Raw genomic sequence first — 19,434 nt, 5'->3', positions numbered from 1 at the left:
AGAACTCCCCGGATAGTGTCCGGGGAGTTTCTTTTTATTTATCCTTTTTGACAAAGACTTTCTGAATAGTCTGAAGTTCTTCTTTATTCATTTTTGAACTCTTTTCGAGCTTGGCCAGAAATGAGGAAACTTCTTCGGGAGTTGCTGGTGATCCCAGGTTATCTCCTTTACTGTCAAAAGAATCGGCAAGCACCTCTCCTTTTGGATTTAGGATGAGCCAGAAAGGAAGTCCGGCATTTTCTCCTTTGTATTTATTCATCAGTTCCTGTCCGCCCGGGTTTTCAAGTTTCTTTTTTTCTCCTCTTTCCTGAACATCGATGTAGGTGGTAACGAATTTATTCTCGAAAATAGGTTTGGTTTCAGGAAGGTTCATATTTTTTTCCATCAGCTTGCACCAGCCACACCATGAAGCATGGAATACCAGCAAAACATTTTTCTTCTGGGCTTTAGCTTCTTTAAGGGCTTTATTCAATTCTATATCTGCTTTTTCCTGTGCTATGCTTAGCTGAAACAGCAACAGGGCAGCAATGACAATAATTTTAGAGTATTTCATTCTGAATTTTGCTTTAATGTTACACGAATGTAGGTATTTTTCTGTAAAAAACGGCTGGTGTTTTTGTATTCAGAATTTGATTGGGGCTGTTCCCTATCTGCAAAAACTCCGGGACTATGAGAATTCCCAACATTGGTTTTTCCTTCCGGCAATTGTGCAAAAAACGTAAAACCTAGAACAAAGAATTCAAATGATTATTAATTTCTGATGTTTTCTTTTTTAGAAATGCTATGATTTGGGTAATTCCGGTGGACGCATTTTGTATTTATAGCTGTTAAGGGTTTTTAAAAATGCTACAATATCAAAAACTTCTTCATCCGTCAAATGAAGTTTTTCCACCATCTCTGATTTATGGGGAAACTTAGGATCATTGATCTGATCTCCTTTCGGGGTTTCTCTGCCCATTCCGGCATTGTACATCATGACAATATTGGCCAGTTCAGGAAAAAGCCCGTTATGCATATAAGGCTTGTTTTCGGATACTTCTCTCAGTGTAGGGGTTTTAAACTTTCCTACATCTTCGTTTTTTTTGGTAACCACATATCTTCCGAGATCCTCATATTTTCTTCCGTAATAGGTGAGCCCAAGATTATGAAATTTCTGATCAGAGAAATAAGGGGTATTATGGCAATTGATACAGTTTGCTTTAGTTCTGAACAGGTGAAGTCCGTTCACTTCAGCATCTGTTAATGCATCTTTCTTCCCGGAAACAAATTTATCAAACTTAGACGGCGGACTTATCACGGAACGTTCGAAAGTTGCGATGGCTTTTGCAATTCTATCTTCTGTCACGTCTCCATTTCCAAAAGCTTTTGCAAAGAGCGGTTTATAATTTTTAATTTTCCGGATATTCTTTACCGCCATTGACATATGAAGATTCATTTCCACAGGATTTTCAATAGGTGCTTTCACCTGCTCTTCCAGTGTTGCCGCACGGCCATCCCAGAAGAGGGTTTTTGCATATCCTATATTCACCAAAGTAGGTGCGTTTCTGGTTCCTGTCTGCCTGTCATGACCAAAGGAAACCCTGCTTCCGTCTGACCACCCGATTTCAGGATTGTGGCAATTGGCACAGGAGATCTGACCACTTTTGGAAAGCCTCGGATCAAAAAACAATACTTTCCCCAATTCCATTTTATCTTCGGAATAGGGATTGTCTTTAGGATAGGTCATTTCAGACAAAGGGCCTATATCCTGAAAATCATTCTTAGCTTCATTAAATAAATGAGGTTCCGGCCATTTGGACTGATCCCCACTGCTGTATAATGTACGTAATTCTTCGATGGTATATCCGGTAGGATCACCAGAGGTATAGCTTAATAAACATACGGCACCAATAATCGCCAGAAAGGCGAGATATCTGTCTTTCATTTCTTTTTTTAGTAATAAACATTCAGCCCTACAGAAGCAATCTGATTGGCTTTTCCATTGTAATCTGCTGCATTTTTATAATTGCTGTTCATCATCCATATCTGAGTAAAGTTTCCAAACAGTTCATATCTGATTTTACCGCTATCCAAAAGGTAACTTGCCTTAAGATTAAGACCCACTTTTGGGGTAGCATCATAAGCAAAATCCGGTTTTGCTATCTTGGTTACAAAGATATTATCTTTAGAGCTTTGATAAGGCGCGTAGTTGAATTCTTTCTCCAATGGCAGGTAAAGATTTTGGGTGATCCCTACAGCCAGTTTATGGGAAGGGATAAGAACAAATTCTCTTTCCAGCCCAAGTTGGTACTGAAAGAAAGAAAGCTTTCTATCCATTACCACAGATACATCCTTTACATGATTCTTTCCATATCCAGCATCGAAAAGCACCTTAAACGCTTCGTTTCTGTGATTGAACCATACCAAGCTATTCTTCCACAAAAGATTCTGCTGCTCCAGACGATAGGTTCTATATTCTAAAGGATAATTATAATTGGTATCAAGCTGATCTTTGTAGGTAATTGCCGAAGCCCATCTTTTTCCGTTATAGTTTCCTAGGAAATTAATGTAGAAGCTGTGTAAATCAGTCTTTAGCCCTGAGTATTTTGTATAATCTTTATGGTATACGTAACTGGCATCCTGGTATTCATAGATCTTATAAAAGCGTTCTATCACATGGGTATAATCATATCCGGCAGAAAAGTGAGTATTGCCATTATTGAAAGCATATTCTCCACCCCAGATATAACCTTCCATCTTATATTCGGAAGTTTTATATTGTGTATTCCCGATATACTGGTTACCATAGCCTTCGTTATAGCGGATATAAATACTGTCATTGGCAGGTATATTTCCCCCTTGATTCACAAAAATAATATCATTATTCTTATAATGGTTAATGTAACTCAATTTCCCAAAAACAGAGTGCTGATGCCATTTTAATCCTAATTTCGCAAAGGCTCTGTAGGTATAATCATCTATTTTTGGTCTGGGATCGGCATTTTGCCTGTAGGATTTGGCATATCTTCCTTCTCCTCCTACTTGCAGAATAATCGGTTTTACAGGATTATAGGCAAACTGTCCATTGATAAAGTAGCTTTGCTTCTGCCATCTTGCCGAACGTGGAACCCAGTAATAAGAAGGGTTGTACATAAAGGAAGAATGGGTCGTTCTCTCATCACTTAGAATAAAGGGAACATTTTCTTCGGTAGTTTTATCTGCCTGCAGCTTTCCTGATAAAGCAATTTTATCATTCAGTTTGTAAACTCCTTCGGACTGAAAGGTAAAGCTTCCGATCTTTTCAGCGGTCTGAACTCTTTTAAAATTCTGTTTGGTTACAGAATACTGAAAAGTTGTCTGCGAAAAATCCAGAGGCTGAAAAAAAGAAATATAAGGATCGTTCAGCCTGATATTCTTTTCTACAGAACTTATATTAATACTATCTAAATGCGTAATCTGGGCATGGAAGAACTGGCTGCCTAAAACAGCCAATCCTAACATCCTGTATTGAAAAACTTTTACAGTTTTCTTTCTGTTATTGTGCATATCCTCTAGGGTTCGCTTTAATCGTTACAAAATCATTGGCAGAATTATTAGTATCCTGCAATACCACACGACCACTGATAATTTCTTTTGTTTTACGAATGATTGATAGTCCTGTAAAAGTACCTTCTGCCAATCCTGCATTATTAACAATAAATGTTCTTGAGGCATCGATATCCGATGGGAAGTCTTTAGGAGCTTTCTGTTCTTTATCGGTAATGTCTACACCATCGATGATATATTTTTTGGGAATTTGCAAAAACAATGTTCCGACTGGGGCTTTGGGCGCTGCCACTTTTTTCCAACCTGTAATCTCAGCATCTGTAGCTCTCAGAATTCCTACTCCTAGCATAGAATTAACATTCAGGATCAGGTCATTGGAAGCAATACTCCAGTAGTTCACCAGCATATCCGGAACCATAATATTCTGAATATCCCACAAGAAAGGCTTTTTACCATTACTTAAGTTATAATCTCCCATATAGGTTTCAAAATCTGCCTGGCTGAGGTCGACTGTTTTGGAAGGATCCTGTATGGCTACTCCGGCACCGTTGATATCATTAAAAGGGACTTTATGATTAAGAGCGGTTTGGGCTACCACAATACTTCTTCCCGGTAAAATAGGATATTGGCTGCCATTTCCGGGAACTTTAATCAAAATATTGGAATATACATAATCTGTATTGGCGGCTGTTCCTCCACCAGCCGTCTGGCTCCAGTTGTACTGACCGTTGGGTAAAGTATAATTGGCGACGTTATTGTTCACATTTCCTTCCAGAAACACCAGATACAAGCCGTCAGCATAGATCGTCTGATCTGAGTTGTTGTGAATTTCAATAAACTGATCTCTGAAATTGGCCCCCAGTTTCGTGTCTGAACCTGCATAATAATATTGTTTAATAACAAGATCTCCCAGATTCCCACTTGAAATTCTTACCAGTGCAGAAGAGATATTGGCATTGACAGCTACTTTTTCCTGAAAACCTCCGAAATGTACAATCTCATAACTGGTACTTTCTCCAAGCTGCTGTTCATATTCATTTTTTTTCAACTGTAACTCAGCCTGAACCGTATAAGTTCCCGGCAGCACAGCATTCAGTTTCAAATCTCCGTTAGCATCTGTTTTTCCTGTAACTTTATCCCCTGTAGCGGCGTTTTCCATCGTAATGGTAACATTGGCTACCCCTTTGTCTGCAACGGAAGGATATTTAGAAGCATCATATTTAATATTTACTGTAAACGGAACTGGTTTAATCTCGTTATTTCCGCCGAAGTCATCATCTCTGCTGCATCCTGCAAGGATAAGAATGGGCATGACCAGCAATAGTATTGATCGTTTCATTATTGTTATTTTTTAGTATTATTATTAAAATTTATATGAAATATTAGCCCCAAACGAAGTGGAAGTAAAGTTGGAATATACATAGCCTTTTTCGTCGTAAGCTTTTAAATTGAATACATTACTTACATAGACCGAAAGTCTGAAACCGCTTAAGAAATCTTTCGTCACGCGTAAATGAACGTTATGCAGGGTTTTGTTATATAAACCTGACAGTTTTTCATCAGAAGGCTTAAGGAATAAGTTCTGATATAAAGGATTTGTTCTGTCATTTTCCGGAATCATTTCTATCTCGCCACCGTATTTAATATACCCTACCGGATAAATATCATTGGCCCCTGTCAGTTTTCTGTCTGAAAGGAAGTGATCTGTTCTAAGTCCTATAATCAGTCCTGCTTTAGCAAGGTGATAGTCAAAACTGAAACTCGCTCTGGCCATGGTGCTTTTATTTCTGGTATCATTATAAATTCCGTATTCGAAATTCTTATCTGTGATTTCAGGAGCTTTGAATGTATAAATTCCGTCATCTTTCCGGCCTGAGGTTTCTACATAACTGGCATTGAAACCAATGACAAGATTAAGGGCTTCTATTTTTTTGAAATTCGCCATAAGTTCCAATCCTTTATCTACAGATTCATAGCCGTTAACGATCCGGTTCTGGAGGTAATTAAATTTTTCCGTTCCCACTATTTCAAAAGTAGGGACTTGCGTTCCTATGATAGTGACATCTACTTTAGCCCTATTCATCGTCTTCAAAACGCTCATGGTTGTAAATCCGTCAAATAACTTATTGTAATACCCCGTCAGGTTAAAGGTTCCAAAAGGGAATCTGTAGTCCACTCCTATTTCTGTTTTCCAGCTGCGTGAAGGTTTCAGATCAGAATTATCTCCCGGAGTTACAACCGTCTGCATAATAGCCGCTGAATAGTAACCTGGTAAACGATAATCTCCTAATAAGAAGTCAAAATATCTTGGTGCGGTATACAGCTGATTAAGTGAAGGCGCTTTAGAGGTTAGTCCCAGCCCTCCTCTTACTGATAAGTTTCCCATCTGATAAGAAGTATTGACTCTTGGAGAGTAAGTGGAATAAGAATTCTGAAGGTCATAACGCAATCCCAAATTGGCTCTTAAAATATGTTTGTTGGCAAAAGCTTTGGTGATATTATCCTGAATATAAAAAGCATACTGTTTGCTTGAAAATACGTTATCACGATAGTTATAATCCCTCATACCGTCTGAACTCTGTCCTGAAGCTTTTAGCGTGGTAAATTGCCCGGCAGTTCCATATCTTCCCTTTCCAAAATTATCACCATATCTGAAATTAACTCCGAAACTATAGGTATGAAGCCATTTTGAAGCAGTCAGTTTACTTCCGTTGATACTGAAATTGGTGTAAATATTAAGTGGCTTCCCGTCTGCAAAAGCCTGATTTTCATAGCTGGGCGGAGTATAAGGAGCATAATACACTGAATTCCCCGACGAATTTCCATAAGGACGGGCACCCTGGTTCAACCAATATCTTCGTTCTGTAATTTGTGTTGCGTAGCTCACTCCAATATCGGCACTTACTGTCCTGAAAAATGGTTTTCTTTCATTGCGGGCAAAATTATAAGAGATATTATTCCCTACTGAAAAGCTTTTATTATCTACATTGATGATGATTCCGCTAAGATCATCGGGATCATCCTTTCCCTTACTGGTATTGGTAGAGAATGAAGCAGAAAGTTTGTTAGTGAATCCATTCTTTCCCTTTGAAGACCAAAGAAGATTAAAGTTGGTTCTATCATACCCTACCAGGCTTGTCCGTGGGTCAGAAAGTGAATTCATATAGTCTACAGAAACGTTAATCGCATTATTCCTATTGAGCCCGAAACCTTTGGTAAGACCAATCTGATACGTTCCTTCCCTTAAAGATGAATCAAGTCGCAGAGGAGAAGCTTTTGCTATTGTATTGACTTTAATAAGACCGGAGGTCAGATCTCCGTATTTAGCATCCGGTACCCCTTGAATTACTTCTATACTTTCAATATTTTCTGTAGGAATTTCCCTTAAGTCAACGCCATAATTGGGTTGTCCAGGTGTTAAATTACCATTATTTGTATTGGTATTAAAGCTTATTCCAAAGGGACTGCTGTTGGCAGAATTATAACTCTGCATATTCTCGTTGTTGGATAAAGCAATATCATTGACCATCAACTGTACTCCAAATGCTCTGTTCCCAAAATCATCTCCTCCTGGAATACTTCCTGTTCCTGTAACAGAAGATCCACTGGCTGTTCTGAACACAATATTTTTAAACTGAGTATTGTCAAACTGCTGTACATATTGACCCGGTAATTGTTGTAAAACATCTCCGATAGAAAAAGACTGCAGATTCTGAAGGGCTTCCTGCTGAATTAAAATTTCCGAGAACTGCTTCTTTTTGGCAGTAAGTTGTACTCCTTCAATTCTTATCTCTGATTTTTCCCGGGATGAGCTTTTGGGTGAAAGGATCTGAATTTTTAACTGTTCTCCCTCTTTCACGATAATGGTTTCCTCTTTATTATTGGCATTCAGGAAGGTAATCTGGCATTTCCCTTTAAGAATCATAGCGTTATCTTTACCAAGTAACTCTTTACAATTTGTCATTCCCCCATTGACAAGTTCACCTTTTTTAAGCTGCCCATTATGGAAAAATTCTACTTTCTGAGCAGATAGAAATCCACCTGCCGTTAAAAAAACGGCACCAACTAATAACGATACTTTCACCCTATACTATTTAAATGGCAAAATTAATTATAATTATTCTAAATAAAAAAAAGATTACTAGATTTATTTTAGTTATTTTTTGTTAAAACAAATTAAATTAAACACACAATTCCCCATATGAAGAATAAAAAAGCATTAAAGTCAACAATAGACTTTTAATGCTCTTTTATAACTTAAGTATGAAGTATTAATTCTTTAACAATTGAGAAAACCAATAATGTAATAAGGAAATGTTTTAATGGAGTCTGAGCTCAAATATTATAAAAAAAACGACTCCTATTGTAGAAGTCGTTTTCTTATATTTTCCGGAAAAATTATTTTTTTAAATCTGCCTTTACCTCTTTATAGCCATCTGCAACTGCATCTGCTCCTTTTACAGCGGTCTTTTTAACACTTTTCGCACCTTTGGTTGCTGTTTTACCAACCCATTTTGTGCTTTTTTTCACCCCTTTTTTTGTAGCTTTTGCTCCTTTTTGAGCTTTGTCACCCACCCATTCTGCCCCATCTTTAACACCTTTTTCTGTTGCTTTCGCGCCTTTTTGGATCGCAGTGCCCACATTTTTTGCTTCTTGCTTTACTGTTTCCTGAGCATTAACAGCTGCTGAAAATAAACCAAACGCTACTAAGGCTAATACCTTCTTTTTCATGTTGTATTTTTTTAAATTAATCTAATAAATATAACATAAAGCAAGCCAAACCTGTATGACCAAAAAAAGATTAATGAAAATAATTCAATCAAATTCAAAAAAGACAGTAACCATCGTTTTCTATATCTGATTTCTTTGCTAATACATCACTTAAGGACAGTTTCATCTGCTGAAATACTTTGAGGGAGAGTTATTGACTTTTTCTTCTTTAAGATATCCAATAATGCCTGAACTGTAAATGTTAGAATCAAGTATAATAGTATAAGCATTAATACAAATGCAATTCCATGTTGTCTGTATCCAAAGATTCCTTTTCCCCAGGAAATTAATATCCACTGTATCATATACATCGACGTTAGGTTTCTACTGCAGTATTTTAAAAGGCTGGTGAATTTATTTTCTTTCATTTTTGTGGTTATTCTGAAAATAGCCCACAGAAAAATCAAGGTCCATCCTGCAAAATAGATAACACCGCCCGGTCCCATGTGGTAAAAACCATTGTAATGATAGTCGCCATATAAAAATACTAACGGGGCACCAAGCGCTACAAACAAAATCCCCACATATAACATATTCCTAAATAATTGTTTGCTGTTGTAATTGAGCTCCAGATACCACTTTCCAAAAAACATCCCGATGATAATAAAAGACATCCACGGAAAGACAGGAAAATAAATGTAGGCAGGATAATCATTACTGAAAAAAAGATCTGAGATATAATTAAAGACGGGATAATCTACATGAATTCCGCTCACTTCTCTGGAAACTAAGGCTATCAATAATGCTATAGCCAGAATACCATATTTGTTTTTTACATATTCCCGGATAAAGCCTACAAATAGTAAAGAAATTCCCGCTAACTGCAAGATGTCTCCCAACATGACGAGGTACATGTATTGTTGTTCGATAGGACCATGCCATCCATATTTCTGAATAAAATTATCGGGAGCAAACCCCAAAACCGCGGGAACAATAAACTTCATGAAATTCATGAAAAAAGCGGCTAAGAGAAGTAAAATTCCCCGTTTAACAGAGCTTTTAAGACTTTGATGGGTAGAAGTCATAAAGGTGATCCCCATGCAGATCATAAAAATTGCCGTTCCTCTGCCCAAAAAGACAATAAAACTGCCAACAGCCGATTCTGATTGTGATTTTACATTCGCATAAATGAGCATGGTGTGTATAATAATCATTCCGATGACACTCATTCCCTTGATAAGATCCAGGGCTGCGATCCTTTTACTTTTCTGTTCCATAGTTTTTTTTAGTTTTTAACAAGTCTGCAAATCAAATCGAGAATAATTGATTGAGAGGTTCCGATGACCATTTTGCAGAAACACAAAATTAAGTTTTTTCAATATTAATATTTATTTATTCTAAATAAAAACAAATATACCTATTAAAAGTAAATAATAATTGAGTTCATTAATAAATTATTCTGATGCAGATTAAAAATTCCCTAACGATCCTTACACTTTATGTCATATCAACTATAAAAACCTATATCTACACGTATGTTTTAAACATGCAGGCTTTGGAAACAAAAAAACCGCCGCAAACCATGTTTGCGGCGGTTGTATAATCAAATGTAAGTATTATGGTACTTACAATGTACTTATTTCACTTCTTCAAAAATAACGATATATGAATATCAACAAGTTATGATTTTATGGTACAAATAAGGGACTGATTTACTAGTACTATTTGTGGAAATACATACCGAACATTAACTTTTTTAGCATTTATTACTCTATTTATTTCTATTTAAAACACTGATAATCAGTTTTTAAATACTTCCATTTTGTCAGGCTTACTCGAAGCAAAAAGCAAAGTTAAACTTGCTAACGTGTCAGTAATCCTGCAGTTTGATTGATTTCTTGACATACGAGAAGTTCAACATAGGCTTCAGTAGAAATTTGCATTTTTTTTGGATGGTTTCAATTTCGATTTGCACTTGAAAGTTACCACAATTTTAAATAAAAAAGACGTGTTAAAAAAACACGTCAGAACTTTATCAATCATAATCACCCGAATCTCCGAAAGGTTCATAGGTATCATCATCCAAATAATCGTCCGAATCATCATAATTAGAATTGCTAGAACTTGAATCATCTTCATCCCAATCATCTGGCCTTTCATCATGACCTCTTGATTGCCAATAAGCATCATTGTTTGGATTTAATTGATTTGAAAAGTTGTCTAAATCAGATTTTGAATTACTCATTTTTTTTAATTGGTTTTTTTTTAAAATTCCTACTCTGTATGCTTTTCGGATACCGCATTTTTAATTTGTCGACATACATCAATCATCAAATCAACATCCGAAAAACAAAAAAAATACGCTTCCGGAAACAAGAACGGAAGCGCAGGAACAAAATCGTTTTTCTGAGGAATCAAAGCGGATGACGCAGCATCTTTCTTATGACAGGTTGATTATTTTCTGACACTGGAAGCTGATGACATTTTGTCTTATCTGTCACATCAAATATGTGAATCTCCACAGTGGAAGTTTTGGAATGATAATGTTTTAAATATTTTTTATTTACTCTGAACGCTTTATGAATGGTGACAAACTGAGATGTAAGCAATCCTTTCTCTTCCATTTTTGTAAATGAAAAATCAATAAGGATAGCAGGGCTTCTGTTGATGAAATGAATCTGCTTATTATTAGAATCTGAACCTTCTTTTTTATCTGCACAGAGATAAACGATATCATCTATACGAATACGATTTTTCTTAGTTTTCTCAAAATCCAAATAAACATATTGTGGCGGACTGAAATAGGTTACCTCCTGAAGGAACCGTTTAAAACTTTTTTCAAACTGATCCTCGCTGAACGGTTTGGTAATATGATCGACACAGATTTCGGCATCACGTTTCAAATCTTCTATATCTTCAACATATTCAGAAGTATTGACGCTGGCAAAAAATACAGGTATTTTAATATCCTGAGCCACTTCCATTCCTGTCATGCTGTCATTTCCCAAATCTAAATCAGCAACCAGAATATCAGGCTGTATAGTCTTTAATTGTTCAAAAAAATCATTAGAACTTCTGCTTTTGAGCACAATTTCGACATTTGGAATTTTGATCAGGTAGGCCTCAATCTTTTCCAGCTGTCTGGGGTTGTCTTCTAGGAGAGCGAGTCGGTAGGTGTGGGGCATAATTAAAAATAATATAGAAAATAAATAATTACAATGGCAACTCATTCAAAATCTTCTTCTGCAATCTCCAATTTGGTAAAAACTTATCCATCAAAATAATGAAGTTTTTATTATGATTTCTTTCCATCAAGTGTACAAGTTCATGTACCACAATATATTCTATACAATCAATTGGTTTTTTCGCAAGTTCGATATTGAACCAGAGCATTCCCTTTTCAATATTGCAGCTTCCCCATTTGGTTTTCATTTTTCTGATGCCAAAATTAAGGTCTGTGATATTCATTATTTTGGAATAATCAAAAATCAAGTTTCCTATTTTTCCTTCTAATTCTTTCTTATACCAATTATAAAGCGTTTTTTGTTTTTGCTCCAAAGAAGCTTCTGGTAATGAATAGAGCTCAATTGTATTATGTTTTAAAACCAATTTAGGTCGATGAGCATCAATAACCTTCAGCAAATAACGTTGTCCGAGAAATTGATGACTTTCTCGAGTAATCATCAACTTGGGTTCTTCCCGTTCCTGACTTCTAATTTTTTTTTGTTCTCTTTTAATCCAACTTAATTTTGTGGCAGCATAAATTTTCACTTTCTCCAAATCATAATAATCCGGGGAAGCAATAGTTACTCTTCCATAGGGCGGATGTACACTTAAATGCAAATTCTTAATTGCTTTAAATGTAACCTCTATTTCCACCGGACCAATATGTAAAACCTCAATTGCCATTAATATTCGTCTTTATGGGCATCAATTATTTTATAGATTTCTTCCACTTTACTTACATCGTCAAGGACATCGAAAATAGCTTTTTTAACGAGCTTCTGCTTAGCTAAGTTTTCTCGGAAACCTTCTTGCTTTGCGTATTGTACCTTTTCTTCAAGAACTAAAGCCAAATTCTCATCACCATCTAAAGTATGATACAATGCAACTTTTCCTTTCGTATTCAGAGATTTTGGAACACCATCTTTCTTACCTTGATTTACCTGACGAATTACGTCTGCCATTTCTTTCAAATAATCTCGGTAGCTGATGGTTTCCTTTTTTCTACGCTCTATTAATTCCTGCAATAAAACTGACATATGGTCGAAATACTTTGGGTCGAGCAAATGCTCTTCAACAATTTTACTACGAACATTATTTTCAATAACCTCGGCTACGGCTTCTTGATTTCCTTTGATTTCTTTCGGCAAACTATCAATGGCTTTATCCATATTGGTTTCCAATAAATCCAACAGAGAAATATTTTCAAAAGGAGAAATTACTTCAGATTCATCCGCTTTAATGTAAGTATCAATCAAGAACCGCATATCTGCTTCGTAAGCCTTCAAATCAATCGTTTCTCCGGACGCAATACGGATGATTTCACGTAGATTCAAATATTCGTCTAACTTGTCATTAAATCTTTTGATTTCAGCATCGGTAAATTCTGCCGCGATAAAATCTGCTTTCACGTTAGCATAAGCTCGAATGTATTCTACAATCGCTTTGTAGAGTGCCATTCTTTTATATTCTGTTGCTTTTAAATCTTCGGGATTTTCTGTATTTCCACAGAAATAATGAATGTATGCCAAATCATTTTTTGGTGAAGCCACATTTTCACAAATGCTTTCCACAGTTTCCAATGCTGTAAATAGGCGGTCTTTGGCTATTTTCAAACGGTCTTTCAATTGAATGCCAACTTCTTCTTTTGTAAAACCTTCGCTGTCTAATTCAGAAGTGTAAACATTAATGGCGTCTGTTACATTGCCAAACAACTCCATATAATCAATGATATAGCCAAAATCTTTATCATCTGTATCTAATCTGTTCACCCTGCAAATCGCTTGAAACAACGTGTGATCCTGCATTCTTTTGTCAATGTAAATATAGGTGCAAGGTGGCGCATCAAAACCTGTCAACAATTTAGAAACAACAATCAGCAATTTCATTCTTGCAGGTTCTTTACGGAAACTTTCTTTGGCATCAGCTTCGTAAGTTTCTGTTTTCGATTTATTACCTTTTACGCTTACTTCTTTTAGTAAATCGGTGTAGGTTTTAAAGATAAATTCTTTGTCGGTTTCATTGTCTGCACCTGTATCTTCCAAAGAGACATCGCTTGCATTTGGATTGTAGGAAGTGATGATGGCACATTTATTTTTCAGTTCTGTATTCAGAAACAGATTGTAATATTTCGCCGCTTCATAGATGCTGGAAGCAACCAATATAGCATTTCCATTTTGTGACCTTAAGCGTGGTTTCACGGAAAAGTCACCAACAACATCTGCAACAATCTTCTCCATCCTGCTTTTAGAACTGAGCACATTTTGCATTGTGCCCCATTTCTTCTTCAGTTCGTTCTTTTGGAAATCATTTAAGCCAGCTGTTTTAGCTTCAAACCATTGGTCAACTTTTGTTTGCGAAGTCAGATTCTGTTCTATGGAACGACCCTCATACATTAAGTCTTTTACGACACCATCTTCAACTGCTTCATTAAATTTATAGGTATGAATGTATCTACCAAATACATCCATCGTTGTTTTTTTATCCTCCTTTAATAAAGGTGTTCCGGTAAATCCAATAAACACTGCATTGTGTAAAACAGCTTTCATTACCTGATTTAATTTACCACTTTGAGTACGGTGACATTCATCTATAAAAACAAAAATCTCCCCTTGCGTTTGCACAGGATTGTTCTGCAATTCTTTGATGAAAGCGTCAAAATCGGTCTCTGTTTTATTACCGAATTTATGAATGAGCGAACAAACCAATCTCGGTCTTGATGAAGTTAAAAACTGCATCAATTCTTTTCCTGACCTTGTTTTAGCTACGTCGGTTTCACCCACATCTTTAAAGACCCTTTCTATCTGGTCATCTAATTCTGTTCGGTCAGTTAAGATGACAATTCGTGAATTGGCAACATTCTCCAAAATCCATTTGCCAAGCATTACCATCATTAATGACTTTCCGGAGCCTTGTGTATGCCAAATAATACCGCCTTCTTTTTTACGCACAAATTCCTGTGCTTCTTTCAAAGCAAAATACTGGTGCGGACGAGGCAATTTCTTTACACCTGCATCGAACACTACGCCGTTGTAAATGATATCAAGAATTCGCTCTTTATTACATAATTTTTTTAGATACTTATCTAATTTGTAACCTTCATTATCTATTTCATCTTCTTTCCACGACAAGTAATATTTTGACTGCGTTTCTATCGTTCCATATTTCAAACCCTGCGTATTGTTTCCCGCCATCAGCAACTGCACCGTGGTATAAAACCATTCGTTAAACAATACTTTTTGGTTGGAAATCGATTGATTGATGCTTTCCGAAATATCAGTCGTTCCTCTTTTCAATTCCAATACACCAATGGCAATCCCATTGATGTACAACACCACATCCGGACGGCGGTTATTTTCACCTTTCGTTAGCGTTACTTCTTCCGCAATACCAAATTCATTTTTATCAAAATCTTGCCAATCAATCGGGAAAATGGTATCGAATTGCTCACCCAAATCTGGTCTAGCTTTTACACCATAGCGTAATAACGAATACATCGCTTTGTTGCGGTGGTACAAATTACCGGAATTTGTAGTTGCCATATCATACACTTCTTTTACGGCTTTGTCTGCCAAAGTTTCTGAATAGCCACGTTTCATCAAATTTTGTTTTAGAATTTCTTCTTCTACATTGCTGTTGTGTTCTCTCTTTTCCCAATTGCCATAGTAGGTGTAACCCAATTCTTTTTTAAAGAGCTGGATAATGCGGTTTTGGGTTATGCGTTCTATGGGGTTAATCATTATGCTATTACTTTTATTAAATTAAGTGATTGGAAAACAACATCATCTATTACCTCTATCATTTTGTTATTATTATCTATCATAGACAATTTATTATCGTAACTATAAATTACTTCTTTATCTAATGTCAATCTATTATTTTTTACTATCCAATTTTCTTGTGAATGACCAAAGTCTTCAGAAATTTCACTTGCTCTCTTAAAAAGTGAAAACGTCCAAGACTTTAAACTAGGATTATAAACAAAATCTAAAGCGAATTCTCCTTCTAACGGTTTATTGAAAATGATTTGTTTTAACACTGAATCAAAGGTGAAATCAAGAACAGAACAATTGTTATCAGCAATCCATATATGTTTGTTTGGATAAGAAGCTTCTAATAAGGCACATTGAATTTCTTTTGATGCCTGCACACCATAATTTGTCTGTTTTAGCAACACAACCCTCTCTTCATTCTGATAGAGAAATTTGTTATTTGCGCAGTATTTCAGTAAAGCTGGATAATTTATAAGTGCTTCTCTATAATCTTGGGTTTGATTTACAGGGATAGCTTGAAGGAAAAGCACATCTAAATCTAATTCTTTTTCAGAATGTATCCAATTAAGAACATTGATGAAATCTACACTTTTAAATACTTCACGCCATTCTCTCAGAACATCCCAACCATTCCCCACACCAATTAATGAATACTTATCAATACCGTTTCCAGTACCAGAAGAAAGACTAAAGTCATAAAAAGATAATAAGAATCGTCTTAATTTATTGCTATCTTTTTTATTGAAAATTACTTGTTTAATAATTATTTTATATTGTTCAAGTAACTGAATTTTTTCTTCAACAGACGTTGTAGCGTCAATATCAATACATTTTAACAATACAGAACTTTCTCCCATTAAAAATTCACAAATCTTATCTTCAAGTGTAATGTCCCAAAAAAAATGTTCCCAACGAATTCGTTCTTCGACTAGTGAATTCTTTAATAATCTTAACTTTTCTATTTCATTATCGGTTCTAATTGAAGTACTTACATCCATTAATTCCAAAATTCCAGTCACATCAGAACTATCTCCATAAAGTTGATTAGTAACAACTATAAGGTCAATAACAAACGTGTCTGGATTTTTTGCTATAGCTTCGAAATAAGTAATATTTTTCAAAAACATCGCCATCCTTTCAATTTGTTGAATGTGAGCAATATCGTTATAGAAATTATTTTTCAAGCAATAGTTCAATACAGGAAGCAATGTAACATAATCTATCACTTTTGATTTCGTAGCCAACCATTCTTTTTTTAGTGGTATATATTTAGATTTTATGCTAAAAACAAAAGATACGACCTGAAATAACTGACTTAAAAAATCAGCGTCAACATAAGAGCTTAAGTAATTAATTATTGCATTTTTTTGTTTTGAGGTATCTGAGAATTGTCTTACAAATTGCTCTTTTAGCTCTTTGCTTTTATAATCTTTTTCTTTGTCTGTAAAATTTTCAATTTCTACGTTATCATTTGCTGATATGTGTACAATAACAGTCCATTTTAAAAATTCTTCAAAACCTAAATCTGCATTTTCATTTTCACCACGATGTATCCAGAAATAATTTTGCCAGCTCTCCCACGCTTTTCCCAATTCTATTTTTCCTTCTGCCGAACCAATCTTTTTCATCATTTCGGCTCTTACAATTTCTTGAAAAGACAGTTGTTCACCCCTGCTATTCATATAGATGTATAATTGTTCACCTTGTTCACTTAAATGGGTGTCAAAATAATTAACTTCTATAAAATCTTCAATGTATTCTAATAACTCATCTTTTTTGCTATTGTTATGCAAGTAATGTGAAATAACTTCATAGTTTCTGATTAAGCTTACAATGGTTGCATCTTTTAGATATTCTGTACTGTAAAATTTTTCTGAGTTCCGATAATCATTTCCTATTATTACTTCATTTACAAATAACTTTAAAAAATCGTGCGACTGTTCTCTAACTTTGTAATCAAGCTTTAATATTGAATTATTATAGTATAAGGTTCTAAATGTTTCTTTTTTTTCCGGAATATCACAGTATAGATTTAAAAGCAAGAGAAATAAAGTTGTAAGCCTTTGTTGACCGTCTATTAAAAAGAATTTTCCAGCATATTCTTTATCGTGGTACGCATAAATAAATCCTAATTTCTGATGGTGCTTTAACCGCTCGTATTCTTTTGTTAAAAATTGATTAACAGAAACATTTTTCTCAACTATACCATTAATTTTTATTTCAAGACTATGGTTTTGCTTTTGATTAAACTTTAAGATAATATCATCTAACAGCTTGGTCACGTTATCCTCTTCCCAAACATAGTCTCTTTGGATTTCAGGTATAATTATTTGCTCAATTTCATTATGAGTAAGCAACTCCTTTAAACTATAGCGGCCTGTTTTCATACTAATGCATTTTTTTTCAATTGAATTAGTCTTGCTTGTATCCACTGAGAATGAAAGCTGGCGTCATTTTGAGACCATAATATTAAATCTTTATCAAACTGAATTTCGTTACCATTCTCATCTTTTTTTAACTCTAACATTTTTGAAAAGACATCAACAGTATGTTTTGGAACAAAACTGCCTCTATTTATTTTATTTAACAAAATCTTTCTTTTCGTATTAAACAATCCGTTGCTCAATGCAGCATTTACTCGTCCAGAAAGCAATGCCATATTACCTAGAATATGCACGTCTGGAAAATTGTCGTAGATAAAAGATATTTCGTCACCTGAAATCTCTTGCCCTGCTTCTATTTTTTTTGCGATATTCTCCTTTCCGTTTTTCCTACACATACTAAGCAGCCAATCAATATCATCATTATAATCAATTGTATTATTGCCAGGATTCTGCGGAAATATATGTTCCAAAGTCCACCCTTCAGACGCATACGAGTAGAAGTCAAATCTATAATTTGAGTCTTTTTTATTCTCACTATTTTCGGGAAAGACACTAATTGCAAGTAAAATATTTTTTATCCTTTTATCTGGATATTCTAATTTTTGTACATTTTCTATCTCACCCAATTGCTTATTCAAATGTTTTTTTAGAATACTCAATGCATCCGTATTATTCAAATACAAAAACGATGAAAGTTTTAATCCCGTTGTAAGGCAATATCCAATTAGATTATACAAAGAATTGTCTTCATACCAATTTCTAAGTCTTAAGTAGAAATGTTTGATTTCGCTTAGATAATGTAAGGCATCAGTCGCAGTTATGGTGTGCTCGTGAAATTGATTAAAAAGTTCATATTGTCCTGCATTATTCTTATTCACCACAACCAATTGGTCTTTAAACATTTTTAATACATCAGATATTTTATCGGTTTCTTTATGCTTGATAAATGTTAATGCTGTATCCATACCTGCTTTATCATTTCCGAAGAAATATTTACCAACCTCTTTTCTAGCGAACCAGCTTTGCATTTCGTCCCAGTTTTTAGCCATTAGACTACGTTGGTCCATAATCTCTTTGAAATGTTTATTACCACCATCTCTAGATGCCTTTGTAAGTAACAAGCCCTTGATAAGATAGGTATCAGTTAGTGGAACTTTGTTGGCATTTAAACTTGAAAAAACCTCTTCTGCGGATGTAAATTCATTTTCTTTATTTAATATAATTTTTACATTATCTGCAATAAATGATATGAATGGTTGGAAAGCTTCTGTGTTGTTTTCCTTCAGTATATCAAAAAAACTCTTTATGCAATGTACTGCGTGCAACATATAAAACTTATCTTGTTCTCTTACTGTCTCAATAGAAAAATTTTCAGTGTTGCTTAATTGAAATATTTCATCAAATATATTTACATCATTAAACTCATAACGTGAATAACTTAATAGATAATTGTCTTTTGGCTTTGCAATATTCATCTGACTATAATACCAGTTCAAAACACAAAATAGCAGTGTAATTGTTGTAAGCCTTTGCTGACCATCAATTACTTCAAAATAAAAACCGCTGCTATGCTCTACTCTTTTTACAGTGATATATTGCAGATAATATTCGCTAATTTCCGCCTTAGTATTACTTTTGATAAAAGCATCATACAAATCACAAAGTAAAACAGGTACTTGTCCGTGAATGGTCTCAGATTTCCATTTATAACCACGCTGATAAGGACCAATATAATAACCTTTCACTTTGTGGTCTTCAAGACACAGAGAAAAGATTTCACTAACGGAAAATATAAAATTATTCATTCTTTCGTTTCAGTT

The 19,434-nt window shown here is 35.0% G+C and carries 13 protein-coding genes; all 13 read right to left on the bottom strand.

The window, feature by feature from the left end; genetic code table 11:
- Nucleotides 1–34 precede the first annotated feature (34 nt).
- The 13 genes from EG346_RS12255 to EG346_RS12195 all read right to left on the bottom strand — a co-directional run bounded on the left by EG346_RS12255 (nt 35) and on the right by EG346_RS12195 (nt 19,419).
- A complete protein-coding gene (locus EG346_RS12255; protein WP_123878945.1) occupies nt 35–553 on the bottom strand; it encodes a thioredoxin family protein in 519 nt (172 codons plus the stop codon).
- A 228-nt stretch (nt 554–781) separates the two neighbouring features.
- A complete protein-coding gene (locus EG346_RS12250) occupies nt 782–1,924 on the bottom strand; it encodes a cytochrome-c peroxidase (protein WP_123878943.1) in 1,143 nt (380 codons plus the stop codon).
- An 8-nt stretch (nt 1,925–1,932) separates the two neighbouring features.
- Nucleotides 1,933–3,525 carry a DUF6850 family outer membrane beta-barrel protein gene (locus EG346_RS12245; protein WP_123878941.1) on the bottom strand — a complete coding sequence of 531 codons (1,593 nt, stop codon included), beginning with the start codon at nt 3,523–3,525 and terminating at the stop codon, nt 1,933–1,935.
- On the bottom strand, nt 3,515–4,864 hold the full coding sequence (locus EG346_RS12240; RefSeq protein ID WP_123878939.1) for a DUF4876 domain-containing protein: 1,350 nt from the start codon (nt 4,862–4,864) through the stop codon (nt 3,515–3,517). Before EG346_RS12240 ends, EG346_RS12245 begins: the two co-directional genes overlap by 11 nt.
- A 24-nt stretch (nt 4,865–4,888) precedes the next feature.
- Nucleotides 4,889–7,609: a TonB-dependent receptor plug domain-containing protein gene (locus EG346_RS12235; RefSeq protein ID WP_228425850.1), complete on the bottom strand. Its 2,721-nt coding sequence runs from the start codon at nt 7,607–7,609 to the stop codon at nt 4,889–4,891.
- 314 nt (nt 7,610–7,923) lie between these two features.
- Nucleotides 7,924–8,256, bottom strand: a complete 333-nt coding sequence (locus EG346_RS12230; protein WP_123878937.1) for a hypothetical protein — start codon at nt 8,254–8,256, stop codon at nt 7,924–7,926.
- A 146-nt stretch (nt 8,257–8,402) separates the two neighbouring features.
- The gene (locus EG346_RS12225; protein WP_123878935.1) at nt 8,403–9,512 is read right to left on the bottom strand and encodes a heparan-alpha-glucosaminide N-acetyltransferase domain-containing protein; all 1,110 of its coding nucleotides are present in this window, start codon (nt 9,510–9,512) and stop codon (nt 8,403–8,405) included.
- A gap of 758 nt (nt 9,513–10,270) precedes the next feature.
- Nucleotides 10,271–10,480 carry a hypothetical protein gene (locus EG346_RS12220; protein WP_123878933.1) on the bottom strand — a complete coding sequence of 70 codons (210 nt, stop codon included), beginning with the start codon at nt 10,478–10,480 and terminating at the stop codon, nt 10,271–10,273.
- Nucleotides 10,481–10,649: 169 nt separating this feature from the next.
- Nucleotides 10,650–11,420, bottom strand: a complete 771-nt coding sequence (locus EG346_RS12215) for a LytR/AlgR family response regulator transcription factor (RefSeq protein ID WP_164466120.1) — start codon at nt 11,418–11,420, stop codon at nt 10,650–10,652.
- A gap of 28 nt (nt 11,421–11,448) precedes the next feature.
- Nucleotides 11,449–12,144, bottom strand: coding sequence for a M48 family metallopeptidase (locus tag EG346_RS12210; protein ID WP_123878929.1), 696 nt, complete (start codon nt 12,142–12,144; stop codon nt 11,449–11,451).
- A complete protein-coding gene (locus EG346_RS12205) occupies nt 12,144–15,197 on the bottom strand; it encodes a type I restriction endonuclease subunit R (protein WP_123878927.1) in 3,054 nt (1,017 codons plus the stop codon). Before EG346_RS12205 ends, EG346_RS12210 begins: the two co-directional genes overlap by 1 nt.
- Complete coding sequence (locus tag EG346_RS12200) at nt 15,197–17,617, bottom strand: GmrSD restriction endonuclease domain-containing protein (protein ID WP_123878925.1); 2,421 nt, start codon at nt 17,615–17,617, stop codon at nt 15,197–15,199. Before EG346_RS12200 ends, EG346_RS12205 begins: the two co-directional genes overlap by 1 nt.
- Nucleotides 17,614–19,419, bottom strand: coding sequence for a DUF262 domain-containing protein (locus EG346_RS12195; RefSeq protein WP_123878923.1), 1,806 nt, complete (start codon nt 19,417–19,419; stop codon nt 17,614–17,616). The genes EG346_RS12200 and EG346_RS12195 overlap by 4 nt, the downstream gene beginning before the upstream one ends.
- Nucleotides 19,420–19,434 lie beyond the last annotated feature (15 nt).

It is taken from the genome of Chryseobacterium carnipullorum, from assembly GCF_003815695.1.
Taxonomy (GTDB): Bacteria; Bacteroidota; Bacteroidia; order Flavobacteriales; family Weeksellaceae; genus Chryseobacterium; species Chryseobacterium carnipullorum.
The sequence above is the reverse complement of the archived record's forward strand: the minus strand, read 5'-3'. Positions and strand labels throughout refer to the sequence as shown.